This window comes from Alteromonas sp. a30 (assembly GCF_026788005.1).
Lineage (GTDB): Bacteria > Pseudomonadota > Gammaproteobacteria > Enterobacterales > Alteromonadaceae > Paraneptunicella.
Genome location: NZ_JABEPE010000003.1, coordinates 285,392 through 301,705 on the forward strand (window position 1 = coordinate 285,392; position 16,314 = coordinate 301,705).

The following is a 16,314-nucleotide window of genomic DNA, read 5'->3' on the forward strand; positions in this document are numbered from 1 at the left end:
ACTTCATAAAAGGAAGACGATCATGCAAATAAATCTTACAGGCCACCACATCGAAATCACTGACTCTTTACGTAGCTATGTGGACACCAAATTCGAAAAATTAGAACGTCATTTTGATCACATCAACAACGTACATGTCATTCTTAACGTTGAAAAACTGAATCAAAAAGCAGAAGCGAAACTTAATGTTGATGGTGGCGAAATCTTTGCAGCATCTGAAAATGATGACATGTATGCCGCTATTGATTCTTTAATTGATAAACTTGACCGTCAAGTTATCAAGCACAAAGAAAAAATGAAAAAACATTAATTTTGAACGCTCTTAATTTTTAATAATGGAAATTAAAGACATCTTGGCCCCTGGGAGTGCAAAAAGCGCTATCCCGGGGACAAGTAAAAAACGTGTACTCGAAACCCTAAGCGCTATTGCAGCAGAGGCCTCCGTCGATATAGACGCAGAAATGGTTCTCAATAGTTTAATTAGTCGTGAAAGAATGGGCAGTACAGGCATTGGAGAAGGCATCGCCCTTCCCCACGGACGCATCGCGGGCTTAAGCAAGCCAATAGCGGTCGCCATTACCTGTAGTCCTGCAATTGAATTCGACGCTATAGATAATCAACCTGTCGATGTGTTCTTCGCTCTCCTTGTTCCTGAAAATGAAAACCAGAACTATCTCAAAGTTCTTTCTAGCGTCGCCAGTAAACTCAACGACAAACATGTAGTAGCAAAACTAAGAACAGCACAAACCGATTCCGCATTATACGAGGCGTTAATATGAAGCTTATTGTCATTAGTGGACATTCAGGCTCAGGTAAAACCATTGTATTGCGCTCATTAGAAGATTTAGGTTACTACTGCGTCGACAACATTCCCGTTAATTTGCTGCCAGCACTAACTCATACCGTCGGTGAAGAATTTGATAAAGTCGCCGTCAGTGTTGATGTGAGAAACATTCCTAAGAGGCCAGAAGATCTGTCGGATATTCTGGATTACTTGCCGGCCAACATGGAACTCACTGTCGTTTTTCTTGATTCCAGCGACGATGTGTTATTAAAACGATTCAGTGAAACTCGACGCCTCCATCCACTTTCCAAAGACAATCGTTCACTACCTGAAGCAATCAAAGCAGAACGCGAATTGCTTGGTCCAATCGCTGAACGAGCTGACTTATACATCGATACTGATTCACTTTCTGTCCACCAGCTATCGGAACTTATCAGAGAACGTATTCTAGGTAAGAAAAGCGCTAAGATGGTTTTGGTATTTGAATCTTTTGGTTATAAACACGGGATCCCGAAAGATGCCGATTATGTATTTGATGTTCGCTTTTTACCCAATCCACACTGGGAGCCTGAACTTAAACCACTAACGGGACTCGATGCCCCCGTGCAACTGTATTTAGGATCACAGCCCCTAGTGACAAAGTTTGTTTGGCAGATACAAACGCTCATTTCCACTTGGTTGCCACACTTAGAACGTAACAATCGTAGTTATGTTACCGTTGCCATTGGTTGCACGGGTGGTCAACATCGTTCAGTGTATGTTGTTGAAACGCTCGCCGAAGTCTTTCGCACAACCTACCCGGATGTACAAGTTAGGCACAGAGAACTGAACTCATGAGACTCGAGAAGCAGTTAACCATCATTAATAAATTAGGATTACATGCCAGAGCCGCAACCCAACTGGCCAAGCTTGCACAAACCTTTAATGCCGAAATCACCATTATACAAGGCGAAAAGTCCGCTTCCGCAGCCAGCGTTTTAGGATTAATGATGCTTGAAAGCTCTCAAGGAAAAGAGGTGACGGTTGTCAGTGAAGGTGATGATGCACAAGACGCATTGAACGCAATAGAGACGTTAATCTGCGCTCGATTTAATGAAGATGAGTAAAGTTAATTAACTCGTCAAATTCACAATTCAACGCTAAACTAATAAAACACTAATAAAAACAACCCCTTCCAAAGGATTCAATGCCAGAAGCACCGGATAGACAACAAGTCGTAGACCAATTAGAAGCAATCAATGCTGCACTTGGTAGCGGTATGTATGTTCATGTCCGTAAAATGATGCAGCATATGCCTCCAGCAGATGTCGCCCTCATTCTAGAGTCCTCTCCAGCGCGCAGCCGCGCTGTACTTTGGCAGATGCTTGATCCTGACTATCACAGCGACGTTTTAGAAGAACTTTCAGAAGACGTTCGTAATGGCATCATCCGAAACATGGTCCCCGAAAAGCTCGCGGAAGTCCTTGAGGAAATGGACACCGATGACTTAGCCGAGCTACTCAATGGTTTGCCAGACAAGGTCGTGCAGGATGTACTCCGCAGCATGGCTACACAAGATAGAGCGAGGGCTGAACAAGCATTATCTTACGGCGATGGTACTGCGGGTTTCATAATGAACACCGATACCATTACCTTGCGCCCAGAAGTGACAATTGATGTCATATTGCGCTATTTACGTCTTAAGAACACGCTTCCCGAAGGCACTGACACACTTTACGTCACGAATCGCCACGATAAGTTAATTGGCACAATTTCTCTCGCAACCTTGCTGACCTCTGCACCGGACTTATCCGTTGAAGAAGTCATGGAAGAGGAACCAGAAACTATCCCCGTTGATATGGAAGAAGGGGAAATTGCCAAACTGTTCGAACGCCATAACTGGCTTTCTGCTCCGGTAGTCGATGATAACGGTACACTCAAGGGCCGAATCACCATCGATGATGTCGTCGACATTATCCGCGAAGACGCCGAACACTCCATGATGAGTATGGCAGGTTTGGAAGATGAAGAGGATACCTTCGCCCCTGTTGTAAAAAGTACCCAAAGGCGTTCCGTCTGGCTTGGGGTAAACCTAGCCACCGCACTAATGGCCGCAGCAGTCAGTAACATGTTTGAAGAAACCCTGAGTCAGCTAGCAGTGCTCGCGATTCTTAATACCATCGTACCGAGCATGGGTGGGGTGGCTGGCAACCAAACACTAACGCTTGTTATTCGCGGAATGGCGCTTGGTCATGTGGGAACAACTAACTCGCGTTGGTTAATTGCGAAAGAGCTTTCTATTGGACTACTGAATGGCCTTATCTGGGCCCTGCTAATCGCGTCTGTCGTTGCCTTCTGGAAACAAGATCTTGTTTTAGGCGGAGTTATCGCTTTTGCTATGATGGTAAATATGATTGCAGCGGGACTATCCGGTGCGGTACTGCCTATTGCCATGAAAAAAGCCAAAATCGACCCTGCGTTGGCAGGCAGTGTAATCCTAACGACTATCACTGATGTTGTGGGGATTTTCGCCTTCCTTGGCACCGCATCTATTTTCTTAGTTCAACCTTCTCAGCTTGTTCGCTAACATGTTGGCCATAGTAAGCCGCTATTAAACACTGCCTGTTCCGGTTGCTAATCTCCTTGTTCCATTTGCCGACTCAACCACTCTTCAAGCTTCTGAACATCAAGCTTATAGGCTTTTTCCAATGCTTCGACCCAATCGTGGACATTTTGCCACCAAGCAGGATGGTCGCCTTGTTGGATCTGATTAGCAATTTTCTGAACACCAACCAATCCAACCGAACTCGCCGCCCCTTTGATTTTATGGGCATGAGCGCAAGCCTCGTCTTTTTCTTCTGCACTCAAGCTTAATTGCAGAAGCTCAAGATACTTGGGCATGCTTTCTTTAAATATGCCAATGCTGGTGCTTAACATCTCTTTACCAATGGTATCGTTAAGCGTGTTCAATAACTCTAAGTCCAAAACTGCATTCAATTTTTCTTCAACCGGCTTCTCAATCGCAATAACTTCACCACTGCGGATAGGGCAATAATCGGCAAACAACTGATTAAATACCTGAATCACTCGGCTCTTTTTAATCGGCTTGGCAATAACATCATCCATACCGTTATCTAAATACTCTTGACGAGTTCTGATGACATTTGCCGTCAGCGCAACAATGTGTGTGCCGCTCACCAAGTCCTCTTCCTGCAATTTGCTCGCAACCTCAAAACCTGTCATATCAGGTAACTGAATATCCAATAAAATAAGGTCATATTGGTTATGACGCACTTTATCGATCGCTTCTTCGCCGGTCATCGCCACTTCAACGTGTTGACCCAACTTCAACAACAAGGCTTCTGCGACCATAACGTTCAAGTGAATATCTTCTACTAACAGAATATTCAACCCTTGAACCAACAACTCCTCAACTTGCATCCCGTTTTTACTAATGTCGACAGGTAACTCCACAATAAAAGTAGTGCCATTACCTACTTCACTTTCGACGGTAATATTACCCTTCATCCGTGTCACTAATTCATGACAGATTGCCAGCCCAATCCCTGTGCCTGTTGCACTCTTATGATTGGGATGATCTACCTGATAATACATAGCAAAAATTTTGTCGAGTTCTGCCTGAGGGATACCAATACCTGAGTCTGAAATTCTAAAGGTCACTAAACAAACATCATCCTTAGGCGCAGTCGCTTCCACACTCAAGCTGACTTTTCCCTGCTGAGTGAACTTCACAGCATTGAACAGCAAATTCCATAGGATTTGCCGCAGCCGAGTGCCATCGACTTCGATAAATTCAGGCAATGGTTCTTGTATTTTCACCTCGAATCCTAGCCCTTTATCCGCAGCGAGCAGTTCAATAATACTGCCGATTTCACCTGCAAAGTCCTTTAAGGAAACGGTTTTAAGGGAAAACTCAAGACGATCCCTTTCCAACTTATCTAAGTCGATGATGTCATTAAAAATGTTACCTAGTGTAATAGCACTCGCATAAATAGTGCTCACCCAGTTGAACTGTTCTTGCGTCAGCTCAGTGTCACGCAACATCCGACTAAGGCCAACAATTCCGTTTAAAGGCGTTCTTAATTCATGGCTGATGGTAGCAATAAAAGCCGTTTTGTCTTTGCTGGCTTTCGCAACGCTATCTTCCGCTTGTTTCCGCTCAGTGATGTCCCGTCCAAACGCAAGTAAGCCTAATCGGTCTCCGTGAGGATCAAAAAATGGCACTTTACGCATTTCATAATAGCGTCGACGCCCGTCTGCAAAACGAAGCCATAATTCCTCGGTAATGCTCGAATTACTCTCTAATACTTCGTTATCACTTGCCACCACCTGACGCGCTAACTCTTCGTCATAGACTTCATGGGGACTTAACCCAATTAACTCTTCTTCAGTTTTACCCGTCAGTTGCTCTGCAACCCGATTACAACCAGCAAATTTTCCCTCTTGGTTGCGATAGTAAATTAGGTCAGGAGAAGCATCGATAATTGAGCGCATTAAGGTAGACAATCTTAATGCTTGCTGCTCTTTCTCTGAACGGTTTTGCACCTGATTTTCCAGTTCCGCAAACACCTTTTCTCGGTCAAGATTAAGCTGCTCTCGCTTGGAAATTTCATGATTAAGCCGCTCAATATCATCTTTTAAACGAAAGCTCTCTTTTTCATCTTGTTGATGTAATTTTTCCAACTCTGAAATTGCGCGCTTTAAATCTTCACGGGAACGAACCAATTGCTTTACCAAACCAGTAAACAGTATCAGTACCCAAGGTGCGACTATGAGAGTTAAAATAACCGCTATAGCGAAATCTTCGGTGCTATTTTCTGCGGATAAAACAATACGTAGAAGATATGAGCCCAACGCGCTGAGCGCCAAAATGAGCGCCAAAAAAACTAAACTCGTTTTAAACGCGCCCATGCGACTAATTAAGTGCGCCACTCGAAATGTCAAACTATCCCTATCGTCTGGGGAAGGTGCCATATTTAAGCCTCTGGATTGGTGTGATGCAGCATCCTATCAGGAAATTCGCTTAGGCCAAAACCATGAATATTCGTTAAACAGTAATATCTATGCAGTAAAATAATATAAGTATTTCTCCGGTCCTATCCTCAGCGGGTATGTCACACCATTTTGATTCGTGTCATATTGTCTTGTGCACCTTCCTTGTGCACCAGAGGTTGCAAAGCGCAGCTAATACAAGCTTTAAAAATTTGCACCATTACTTATCAGGCGTAAAAACAGCAATTGATTTATGTGAAATATGCCTGTATTTTGACTAACCCACTTTCGACGAAGTGCATAATGATTCGATTAACGGCTGGATAATTTAGAATAGCGTGTGGTCAACTTTGGCTGACCCGACCATCATCAACATAAAAACTGATGTTTGATGAGCAAGAATAGCTAAAGCAAATTATCACTGCACAGAAATTCTAAAACATCAAAAACGACAGAAACCAAATCTGGAACAGGCCACCAAGAGCCACTCTATAAAAATCCAGATAATAAGCGGCAAAGTGACACATGTGCTTTATTAGAAGCCCACTATCTGACCCTGCCCAGTCCACGGTTGAAGGAGTTAAGTTTAATGAAACTGTATCACCCGAATGATTCTCGGGATAATTGCGGCTTTGGATTAATAGCTCATATCCAAGGCGAAGCCAGCCACAATCTGGTTGAAACAGCCATTCATGCGCTCGATCGCATGCAACACAGAGGCGGTATTGCTGCTGATGGCAAAACGGGTGACGGTTGCGGTTTGCTATTGCAAAAACCCGACACCTTTTTCCAGAGCATCGCCGCAGATGCGGGGTGGAAACTCGCCAAAAACTATGCTGTAGGCATGATTTTCCTAAATCCTGATGATGAGAAAGCCACGCTTTCACGCAAGGTATTAGTTGAAGAATTAGAAAAAGAAACCCTTGCGGTTCTTGGTTGGCGCGTTGTTCCAACCGACACCTCGGTATTAGGCGATCTTGCAGCCGAATGTTTACCTCAAATTGAGCAGGTATTTATTAATGCCCCTCAAGGATGGCGCAAACACGATTTAGAACGTCGCCTGTATATGGCTCGACGTCGCGCTGAAAAACGCTTACATGAGGATGAAGAGTTTTATATTTCATCTCTTTCTAGCCTCGTGATGGTGTACAAAGGTTTGGTCATGCCCAAAGACTTACCAAACTTTTATCACGACCTTGCAGATGAACGATTAGCAGCCAGTATTTGTGTTTTTCACCAGCGTTTCTCAACCAATACATTACCCAAATGGCCACTAGCACAACCTTTCAGATACCTTGCTCACAACGGTGAAATTAACACCATTCGAGGTAATAGAGATTGGGCCAACGCCAGAACCTACAAGTTCAGAACGCCACTTATTCCCGATCTACATGACGCCGCCCCCTTCGTAAATGAAACCGGCTCTGATTCATCGTCATTAGATAACATGCTTGAGCTATTTCTTGCTGGCGGGATGGATCTGTTCCGAGCCATGCGTCTCTTAGTGCCACCAGCATATCAAAATGATAAAACCATGGATGAGGACCTAAAAGCCTTCTACGAATACAATTCCATGCATATGGAACCGTGGGACGGACCAGCAGGAATCGTATTAACCAATGGTCGCCATGTGGCATGTAACCTAGATAGAAACGGCTTACGCCCTGCGCGATACGTTATTACCAAAAACGGATACATTACACTCGCTTCAGAAGTCGGTATTTGGGATTACAAGCCCCAAGACGTACTCGAAAAAGGCCGTGTTGGCCCCGGCCAGATGCTAGCTGTGGATACTGAAACAGGCCAAATCTGGCGCAGTAACGAAATCGATGAAGATTTAAAACAACGCTTACCATATAAAGAATGGATCGACTCTCACATTCGTAGCATTACCCCTTTTGAGGAATGCGATCACGATGAAATCGGTAAGCCGTTATTTGATGAAGATACACTCACCACCTATCACAAACTGTTCAATTACAGTTATGAAGAACTCACTCAAGTAGTCCGCGTTCTTGCCAGTGATGGACAAGAAGCCGTTGGTTCAATGGGTGATGATACACCAATGGCAGTGCTCAGCGGTAAGACACGAAATCTGTATGACTTTTTCCGCCAACAGTTTGCACAAGTAACCAATCCCCCCATCGACCCACTACGTGAAAACCATGTTATGTCGTTGGCGACTTGTATTGGACGTGAAAAAGACGTTTTCAGCGAGACTTCCGGCTACGCAGACCGCGTACTTATTGATTCGCCCGTATTAACGTATACCGATTTAAAACAGCTACGTGAGTTCGATGCGGAACATTATTATTCCGAAGTATTGGATTTAAACTACAAACCTGAAGAAGGATTGAAACGCGCTATTGAGCGCATCTGTGATGAAACTGAATACGTTGTTCGCCAAAAAAGAGCGGCGTTCGTAATTCTTTCAGATAGACAAATCAATCCTAACAAATTACCCATTCCAGCGGCTATGGCGGTTGGTGCAGTGCAACGACGTTTAGTTGATAAGGCTCTGCGATGTGACGCGAATATTATAATCGAGACCGCATCAGCGCGAGATCCACACCACTTTGCTGTTTTACTCGGTTTAGGCGCAACGGCGGTTTACCCTTATTTAGCCTACGAAAGCATTGAAGATTTAGTCAACAAAGGCGCACTAGAATGCTCTCATGTCGACGCCATCGTTAATTTCCGTAAAGGCATTAACAAAGGCTTGTTCAAGATTATGTCGAAAATGGGCATATCCACTGTCGCCAGTTACCGAAGCTCAAAACTCTTTGAAGCTATTGGTATCGCCGATAATGTAATGGAACTTTGCTTTAAAGGAATGCCGAGTCGTATTCAGGGCGCGAGCTTTGAAGACTTTGAACAAGATTTAATTAACCTAAGCCGAGTAGCGTGGATTAAACGCAAAAGTATCAACCACGGCGGGCTACTAAAATACGTCCATGACGGCGAATATCATGCCTATAACCCTGATGTTGTAACGACACTACAAAAAGCGGTGGTTTCTGGAAACTACGAAGACTATAAAGTATTTGCGGCACTGGTTAACGATAGACAACCCGCGCATTTCCGCGACTTACTATCACTTCGTCCAACCAGCAAGCAAATTGATATTTCCGAAGTCGAACCAGCTGAGAAAATATTCCCTCGATTCGATACCGCAGCCATGTCTATTGGTGCATTAAGCCCAGAAGCTCACGAAGCGCTAGCCATTGCCATGAACCGCTTGGGTGGTCAATCTAACTCAGGCGAAGGTGGGGAGGATCCCAACCGCTTCGGTAACGAACGTAATTCTCGCATTAAACAGGTTGCTTCGGGGCGTTTTGGTGTCACACCACACTATTTGATGAATGCCGATGTAATTCAAATTAAAGTGGCGCAAGGTGCAAAACCGGGCGAAGGCGGGCAATTACCGGGTGATAAAGTGAATAGCTACATTGCTCAGCTACGCTTTTCCGTGCCGGGTGTCACCCTAATTTCGCCACCCCCTCACCACGATATTTATTCCATTGAAGATTTAGCCCAACTAATTTTCGATTTAAAACAAATCAACCCGAAAGCGCTGATTTCTGTGAAGTTAGTTTCTGAACCGGGCGTTGGTACTATCGCAACAGGCGTTGCCAAAGCCTATGCCGATTTGATCACTATTTCCGGTTATGACGGTGGCACAGGGGCAAGTCCACTGACCTCCGTAAAATACGCCGGTTGTCCGTGGGAAATGGGCCTCGCAGAAACACAACAAGCATTAGTGCAAAACGGCTTACGACACAAAGTTCGCGTTCAAACAGACGGCGGTCTAAAGACGGGCTTAGATGTTATCAAAGCAGCAATTTTGGGTGCGGAAAGCTTCGGCTTTGGTACAGGGCCAATGGTCGCATTAGGGTGTAAATACTTACGTATTTGCCACCTAAACAACTGCGCAACCGGTGTGGCAACACAAGATGAGAAACTACGTCAGGAACATTTCATTGGTTTGCCAGAAATGGTGATGAATTACTTCCGCTTCATCGCCCAAGAAGTTAGAGAGATTCTAGCCTCTATCGGTGTGGACAGTTTAGACAAAATCATAGGTAAAACCGAGTATTTAAAAGCACTTGATGGCATTACGGCGAAGCAAAACAAGTTGGATTTAAACCCCATTTTGGCGAAAACCTCGGCCGGTGAACACACTCGCTTATTCTGTTCGGAAACCACAAACGCGCCGCTTGATAAAGGTGAGTTAAACCAGACCATTTTGGCTGCTGCAAAAGAAGCGGTGTTAAAGCATACAAGTGCAACGTTGCATTACAACGTGCGCAATACCGACCGCTCCGTTGGGGCAACGTTATCAGGGTTCATTGCTCAGCATTATGGCAACCAAGGATTAGTGGATCACCCCATCAACATTAACCTGACAGGTACGGCCGGCCAAAGCTTTGGTGTTTGGAATGCTGGCGGCGTTAACATCAACTTAGTCGGTGATGCGAACGATTATGTAGGCAAAGGTATGGCGGGCGGAAAGCTGGTCATTTATCCGCCACGTAATGTGGAATACCTCAGCCATGAAAGTGCCATTATTGGTAACACCTGCCTATACGGCGCAACTGGTGGAAAACTATTCGCCGCAGGACAAGCAGGAGAGCGCTTTGCTGTGCGTAACTCCGGTGCAGTTGCCGTTGTAGAAGGTACTGGCGACAACGCTTGTGAGTACATGACTGGCGGCATTGTTGTGGTACTTGGTCAAATTGGCGTGAACTTGGGCGCGGGTATGACAGGTGGATTCGCTTACATCTTTGATGAAAAAGGCGACTTAGCACAGCGCACTAACCCCGAGTTGGTCGAGTTAATGGGCATAGAAGATAAAGCCATTTTGATTGAGCACCTTCGAGGGTTAATTAACCAACATTACGCCGAAACCGGCAGTAATCGTGCCTTGGAAATCTTAACAAACTTCAATGATCATCTTGCGCAATTTGTTTTGGTTAAACCCAAAACCAGCGATGTAAAAAGTTTGTTAGGTCACATTAGTCGCTCTAGTGCAGAGCTACGATTACAGGCACAGTAGAGGTTCATCATGGCAAAAAATGTATATCAGTTTGTCGACGTTGAGCGCATCGATCCGCCGAAAAAGCCTGTGGATGTGCGCCGTTCAGACTTTGGAGAGATCTACCACCCGCTCTCTCAATCTCAAACAGAAGGTCAAGCCGACCGCTGCCTAGATTGCGGAAACCCGTATTGTGAGTGGAAATGTCCCGTTCATAATTACATTCCGCAGTGGCTGAAACTCGCTAACGAAGGGCGGATATTAGAAGCAGCGGAGCTTTCTCACAAAACCAACAGCTTGCCAGAGGTGTGTGGTCGCGTATGTCCGCAAGATCGCTTGTGCGAAGGCGCTTGTACGCTAAACGACGATTTTGGTGCAGTCACAATAGGGAGTATTGAAAAATACATCACCGACACGGCATTCAAAATGGGCTGGCGACCCGATTTATCGGATGTAATCAAAACCGATAAAAAAGTCGCCATTGTCGGTGCTGGTCCTGCTGGCCTTGCCTGTGCCGATATATTAGTGCGCAACGGTGTAAAACCCGTGGTTTTTGATAAGTACCCAGAAATCGGTGGCCTTCTCACCTTTGGTATTCCCTCCTTCAAATTAGAAAAAGATGTCATTCAATTACGTCGAGAAATTTTTGAGGAAATGGGCGTTGAGTTTGTGCTGAGTACCGAAGTAGGCAAAGACATCGACTTCCAGCAATTAGTTGACGACTATGACGCTGTTTTCCTTGGCATGGGAACATACAAATATATGAAAGGCGGTTTTGATAACGAATCGGCCCCCGGTGTTTACGACGCTTTACCTTTCTTAATTGCGAATACCAATAACGTAATGGGAATTGAACAAAACGCAAACGACTACATCAGCATGTCAGGTAAAAAAGTGGTGGTGCTTGGCGGTGGTGATACGGCAATGGATTGTGTCCGTACTTCTATCCGACAAGGAGCAAAAAGTGTTGTTTGTGCGTATCGTCGAGATGAAGCCAACATGCCCGGTTCAAAACGCGAAGTTATCAATGCTAAAGAAGAAGGTGTCGATTTTCAGTTCAACTTACAACCTCTAGACATTGCACTTGATGACCAAGGTAATGCCGCTGGTGTTAAAGTTGTGCGTACTGAAATGGGTGAGCCTGATGGCTACGGAAGAAGAAGCCCACAACCGGTTGAAGGTTCCGAGCATATTCTTGAAGCTGACGCTGTTATTATCGCTTTCGGTTTTCAACCCAGTCCCGCAAGCTGGTTTGCTGATTATGGGATTATCTTGGATGAAAAAGGCCGAGTACGCGCGCCGGAACAAGGTAAATACGCTTTTCAAACCTCTAACCCGAAGATTTTCGCGGGAGGCGATATGGTAAGAGGCTCAGATCTAGTAGTTACTGCAATATTTGAAGGCAGAAACGCCGCTGAAGGTATTATGGATTATATCGGCGTGTAAACTTCAGTATTCCTGAAAACCCCTGTTAGCCGCAAGGAAGCGGCTTTGCTAGCCAAATGTTTACGATTAAAGGCCGATTAGGAAACAGCCTTTATTAAGGACGAGTAGGAGCGCCAAAACGCAAATGCTTTTTGCCACATACCTGCAAGATTTTATGTACTGCAAATTCGCTCTCCACTCCCTTCAAATGCCGTAATAAACAGGCGTTATATTGTTTCCGCCGCTCCGTTAGAAAATTAGGCTTGTGAAAATTCTCCTCACAACTGCGAGTGATAAGACGAGCCGCTGAATCCAACTTTGAACTCACTAAGTGCTCTAGCACACATTCATCAATAGCGGTTTGCTGTAAATCGGCGTTTGCGGTTATTGGAAAGAAAAGTACAGAAAAGACAAGGCTAAAAAGTAAACTTGAAGGTACAAGGGCATCTTTTAAAAACATGTTGATTATAGTCATTGTTACTACTCCGTCTCAAAGAGCCTTATCACACTAATCAATGAATTCATCATTTCACAATGAATCTTAACCACTAATGAACTCCCTGAGCAATAAAGCTCAACATAGACAGAGGATAAAAAAGCCACCTTACACGTTGACATCGACCCGTATAAAAAGACAATACGACACATTCCTACTAAAACATCCTACTGGTTCTCCATGCTTGCTCCTATATTTGCCTTTCCCTATTTAAGCTCTCTCAGACGAATTCGCCATTTAATTCATCATCTCATTTTCGTTAGCGTTTTGTTGCCCTTTCCTGTACTTGCGATGTGTAAAGCGCCGCTAGCTTTGCAAGTGCTAGGCTCTGGAGGTCCTATCGCTGATGATGCTAGAGCCTCTAGTGGCTATTTACTGTGGGTCAATGGTAAGTCTCGACTCCTCATTGATGCCGGTGGAGGCACCGCTTTACGTTTTGGCGAAGCAAACGGAAAATTTGAAGATTTAGAAGCCGTATTACTCACACATTTGCATGCCGATCATTCCGCAGAATTACCCGCTTTGCTGAAAAGCAGTTACTTTTCCAAACGCAAAACTCCTCTTCCCATTTTAGGACCAAGTGGTAATAAGGGCTGGCCAAGCACAGAAGAGTTTATTCATGGACTATTTAATAGCCAAACCGGCATTTACCGTTATTTAGATGGCTTTATGGATGGTAGCGATGGCATGTTCAAGCTTGAACCCAAAAGTGCAGATGCAACATCACGAGAAATCCATAAATTACACACCAGTGAAGACATCACTATTTATGGTGTGGGTGTACAACACGGGCCTGTTCCAGCTATCGGTTATGTCATCGAAATTAATGGGAAGCGCATTGCATTCTCAGGTGATCAAAACAACCACAACCCTGCATTTACACAACTCATTAAAGATGCAGATTTGTTGGTCATGACACAAGCTATACCGGAAAACGCCGGAGAAATTGCTCAAAAATTACATGCCACCCCGAGTCATATTGGAAAGATGGCACAAGAGGGAAAAGTACAGCAGTTGTTGCTTTCCCACTTCATGCAACGTAGCCTTCGCGTCTTGGATGAAAACAAAAAGCTCATTCAAACACATTACAAAGGAAAATTAGCAATCGCCGAAGATTTGGCCTGCTATGATTTGCTATAAATATCAAAGACTTTTTATGATGTAGCGCCTTATATCTGTGCGCTGAAGAAAAGCACTAAGGAGCATTATATGGGTTAGTGAATTAGGCCAAGCGAAAGGCGTTGTAAAAATAAGCAACACAACTGGTTTAATATCGCCCTAAATCTTGTATAATGCCGCGCAATTTTTTTTAACTTATTAAAAGTGAAGCCATGACTGACTTAGCCAAGTATAGAAATATTGGTATCTTCGCACACGTAGATGCGGGGAAAACAACCACTACAGAACGTATCCTTAAACTCACTGGTAAAATTCACAAAACCGGTGAAGTACATGACGGTGAATCAACTACTGACTTCATGGAACAGGAAGCTGAGCGTGGTATCACGATCCAGTCAGCAGCAACGACCTGTTTCTGGAAAGATCACCGCATGAACATCATCGATACTCCGGGGCACGTTGACTTCACAGTTGAAGTATACCGTTCTTTGAAAGTATTAGACGGCGGTGTTGGTGTATTCTGTGGTTCTGGTGGTGTTGAACCACAATCAGAAACGAACTGGCGTTACGCCAACGAATCAGAAGTTGCTCGTATCATCTTCGTAAACAAACTAGACCGTATGGGTGCGGACTTCTACCGCGTTGTTGGTCAAGTTAAGAATGTACTAGCAGCTAACCCATTGGTAATGACGTTGCCAATCGGTATCGAAGACGAATTCAAAGGTGTTGTTAACATCCTTGAGAAAAAAGCTTACATCTGGGATGACTCTGGTCTTCCTGAAAACTACACAGTTGAAGATGTTCCTGCTGATATGGTTGACAAAGTAGACGAATACTATGAGCAACTAATCGAAACAGCAGTTGAGCAAGACGACGACCTAATGATGGCATACATGGAAGGTGAAGAACCTTCAATGGAAGACATCAAGCGTTGTATCCGTAAAGGTACACGTGACCTTGCGTTCTTCCCAACTTACTGTGGTTCTGCATTCAAAAACAAAGGCATTCAGTTAGTTCTAGATGCTGTTGTTGATTACCTACCAAGCCCAACTGAAGTTGATCCACAAGATCTAACTGACGAAGAAACAGGTGAACCTACTGGTGAAGTAGCAAAAGTAGCGATTGATGAGCCGTTCCGCGCATTGGCGTTCAAAATCATGGACGACCGTTTCGGTGCTTTAACCTTTATCCGTATTTACTCTGGTGTATTGAACAAGGGTGACACTATCCTTAACAGTGCAACGGGCAAAACTGAGCGTATTGGCCGTATGGTGGAAATGCACGCTGATGACCGTACCGAATTAAGCAAAGCGCAAGCCGGTGACATCATTGCTGTTGTTGGTATGAAGAACGTACAAACGGGTCACACGCTTTGTGCTCCTAGCAATCCTTGTACACTAGAGCCAATGATCTTCCCTGAGCCTGTAATCTCTATCGCTGTATCACCAAAAGATAAAGGCGGTAACGAGAAAATGGGTGTGGCAATCGGTAAATTGGTTTCAGAAGATCCTTCATTCCAAGTTGAAACTGACCAAGATTCTGGCGAAACCATCCTTAAAGGTATGGGTGAGCTTCACCTAGACATCAAGATTGACATCTTGAAGCGTACTTACGGTGTTGAGCTTAATGTAGGTAAACCTCAGGTTGCTTACCGTGAAACTATCACGCAAGCAGTTGAAGATTCTTACACGCACAAGAAGCAATCAGGTGGTTCTGGTCAATTCGGTAAGATCGACTACCGCATCAAGCCGGGTGAAGTTAACTCAGGCTTCAAATTCACTTCAACGGTTGTTGGTGGTAACGTTCCTAAGGAATTCTTCCCAGCAATCGAGAAAGGCTTTGCAGGCATGATGGCAGAAGGTCCTCTAGCAGGTTACCCAATGCTTGACGTTGAAATTGAACTATTCGACGGTGGCTTCCACGCAGTTGACTCATCAGCAGTTGCGTTCGAAATCGCTGCGAAAGGCGCATACCGTCAATCAATGCCAAAAGCAGGTCCTCAACTTCTTGAGCCAATCATGAAAGTTGACGTTTTCTCTCCAGAAGACAACGTTGGTGACGTAATCGGTGACTTGAACCGTCGTCGCGGCATGATTAAAGACCAAGAGCCGGGTCCTACAGGCGTTCGTATTAAGGCTGACGTACCGTTATCAGAAATGTTCGGTTACATCGGTCACTTACGTACTATTACTTCTGGCCGTGGTCAGTTCTCTATGGAGTTCTCACACTATATGGCTTGTCCGCAAAACGTTGCAGACGACGTCATCGCAGAAGCAAAAGCGCGTAAAGCAGCAGAATAATCTCGCTGTAAAAAGCTTACAAACCCGGTCTTGGCAACAAGCACCGGGTTTTTTTATGCCGACTCACTCATCCATCCACTATTTTAATGCGTAGAAGTAAGCACGTTATCCAACCACCCTTTTAAAGCAATGTTGCGACAAACACTGTTATCGACAATATGCG

At 44.6% G+C, this 16,314-nt stretch carries 11 protein-coding genes; 9 read left to right on the forward strand and 2 right to left on the reverse strand.

Translation table 11 applies throughout. From position 1 onward, the window contains the following. The first annotated feature begins 22 nt into the window (after nt 1-22). The 5 genes from hpf (at nt 23) to mgtE (ending at nt 3,350) form a co-directional block, all read left to right on the forward strand. Nucleotides 23-310, forward strand: a complete 288-nt coding sequence (gene hpf / locus HJG39_RS05225) for a ribosome hibernation promoting factor (RefSeq protein WP_268407495.1) — start codon at nt 23-25, stop codon at nt 308-310. Between the two features lie 25 nt (nt 311-335). After that, nucleotides 336-779 carry a PTS IIA-like nitrogen regulatory protein PtsN gene (gene ptsN / locus HJG39_RS05230; RefSeq protein ID WP_268407496.1) on the forward strand — a complete coding sequence of 148 codons (444 nt, stop codon included), beginning with the start codon at nt 336-338 and terminating at the stop codon, nt 777-779. Next, nucleotides 776-1,621 carry an RNase adapter RapZ gene (gene rapZ / locus HJG39_RS05235; protein WP_268407497.1) on the forward strand — a complete coding sequence of 282 codons (846 nt, stop codon included), beginning with the start codon at nt 776-778 and terminating at the stop codon, nt 1,619-1,621. The genes ptsN and rapZ overlap by 4 nt, the downstream gene beginning before the upstream one ends. Continuing rightward, the gene (locus tag HJG39_RS05240) at nt 1,618-1,890 is read left to right on the forward strand and encodes an HPr family phosphocarrier protein (protein WP_268407498.1); all 273 of its coding nucleotides are present in this window, start codon (nt 1,618-1,620) and stop codon (nt 1,888-1,890) included. Before rapZ ends, HJG39_RS05240 begins: the two co-directional genes overlap by 4 nt. Before the next feature lie 80 nt (nt 1,891-1,970). Next, complete coding sequence (gene mgtE, locus HJG39_RS05245; protein WP_268407499.1) at nt 1,971-3,350, forward strand: magnesium transporter; 1,380 nt, start codon at nt 1,971-1,973, stop codon at nt 3,348-3,350. 47 nt (nt 3,351-3,397) lie between these two features. On the opposite strand, the gene arcB is transcribed toward mgtE, so the two are convergent. After that, complete coding sequence (gene arcB / locus HJG39_RS05250; protein WP_268407500.1) at nt 3,398-5,758, reverse strand: aerobic respiration two-component sensor histidine kinase ArcB; 2,361 nt, start codon at nt 5,756-5,758, stop codon at nt 3,398-3,400. Nucleotides 5,759-6,365: 607 nt separating this feature from the next. Here arcB and gltB point away from each other — a divergent pair. Then, the gene (gltB, locus tag HJG39_RS05255) at nt 6,366-10,832 is read left to right on the forward strand and encodes a glutamate synthase large subunit (protein ID WP_268407501.1); all 4,467 of its coding nucleotides are present in this window, start codon (nt 6,366-6,368) and stop codon (nt 10,830-10,832) included. A 9-nt stretch (nt 10,833-10,841) separates the two neighbouring features. Next, entirely contained in the window at nt 10,842-12,257 is a 1,416-nt protein-coding gene (locus tag HJG39_RS05260) for an FAD-dependent oxidoreductase (RefSeq protein ID WP_268407502.1), read from the forward strand. Nucleotides 12,258-12,351: 94 nt separating this feature from the next. On the opposite strand, the gene HJG39_RS05265 is transcribed toward HJG39_RS05260, so the two are convergent. Continuing rightward, complete coding sequence (locus HJG39_RS05265; protein WP_268407503.1) at nt 12,352-12,711, reverse strand: VF_A0006 family four-cysteine protein; 360 nt, start codon at nt 12,709-12,711, stop codon at nt 12,352-12,354. Between the two features lie 201 nt (nt 12,712-12,912). On the opposite strand from HJG39_RS05265, the gene HJG39_RS05270 reads away from it, so the two are divergent. Together HJG39_RS05270 and fusA are read left to right on the forward strand one after the other, a co-directional pair. Continuing rightward, nucleotides 12,913-13,872, forward strand: coding sequence for an MBL fold metallo-hydrolase (locus HJG39_RS05270; RefSeq protein ID WP_268407504.1), 960 nt, complete (start codon nt 12,913-12,915; stop codon nt 13,870-13,872). A 191-nt stretch (nt 13,873-14,063) separates the two neighbouring features. Continuing rightward, entirely contained in the window at nt 14,064-16,151 is a 2,088-nt protein-coding gene (gene fusA, locus HJG39_RS05275) for an elongation factor G (RefSeq protein ID WP_268407505.1), read from the forward strand. Nucleotides 16,152-16,314: the final 163 nt, after the last annotated feature.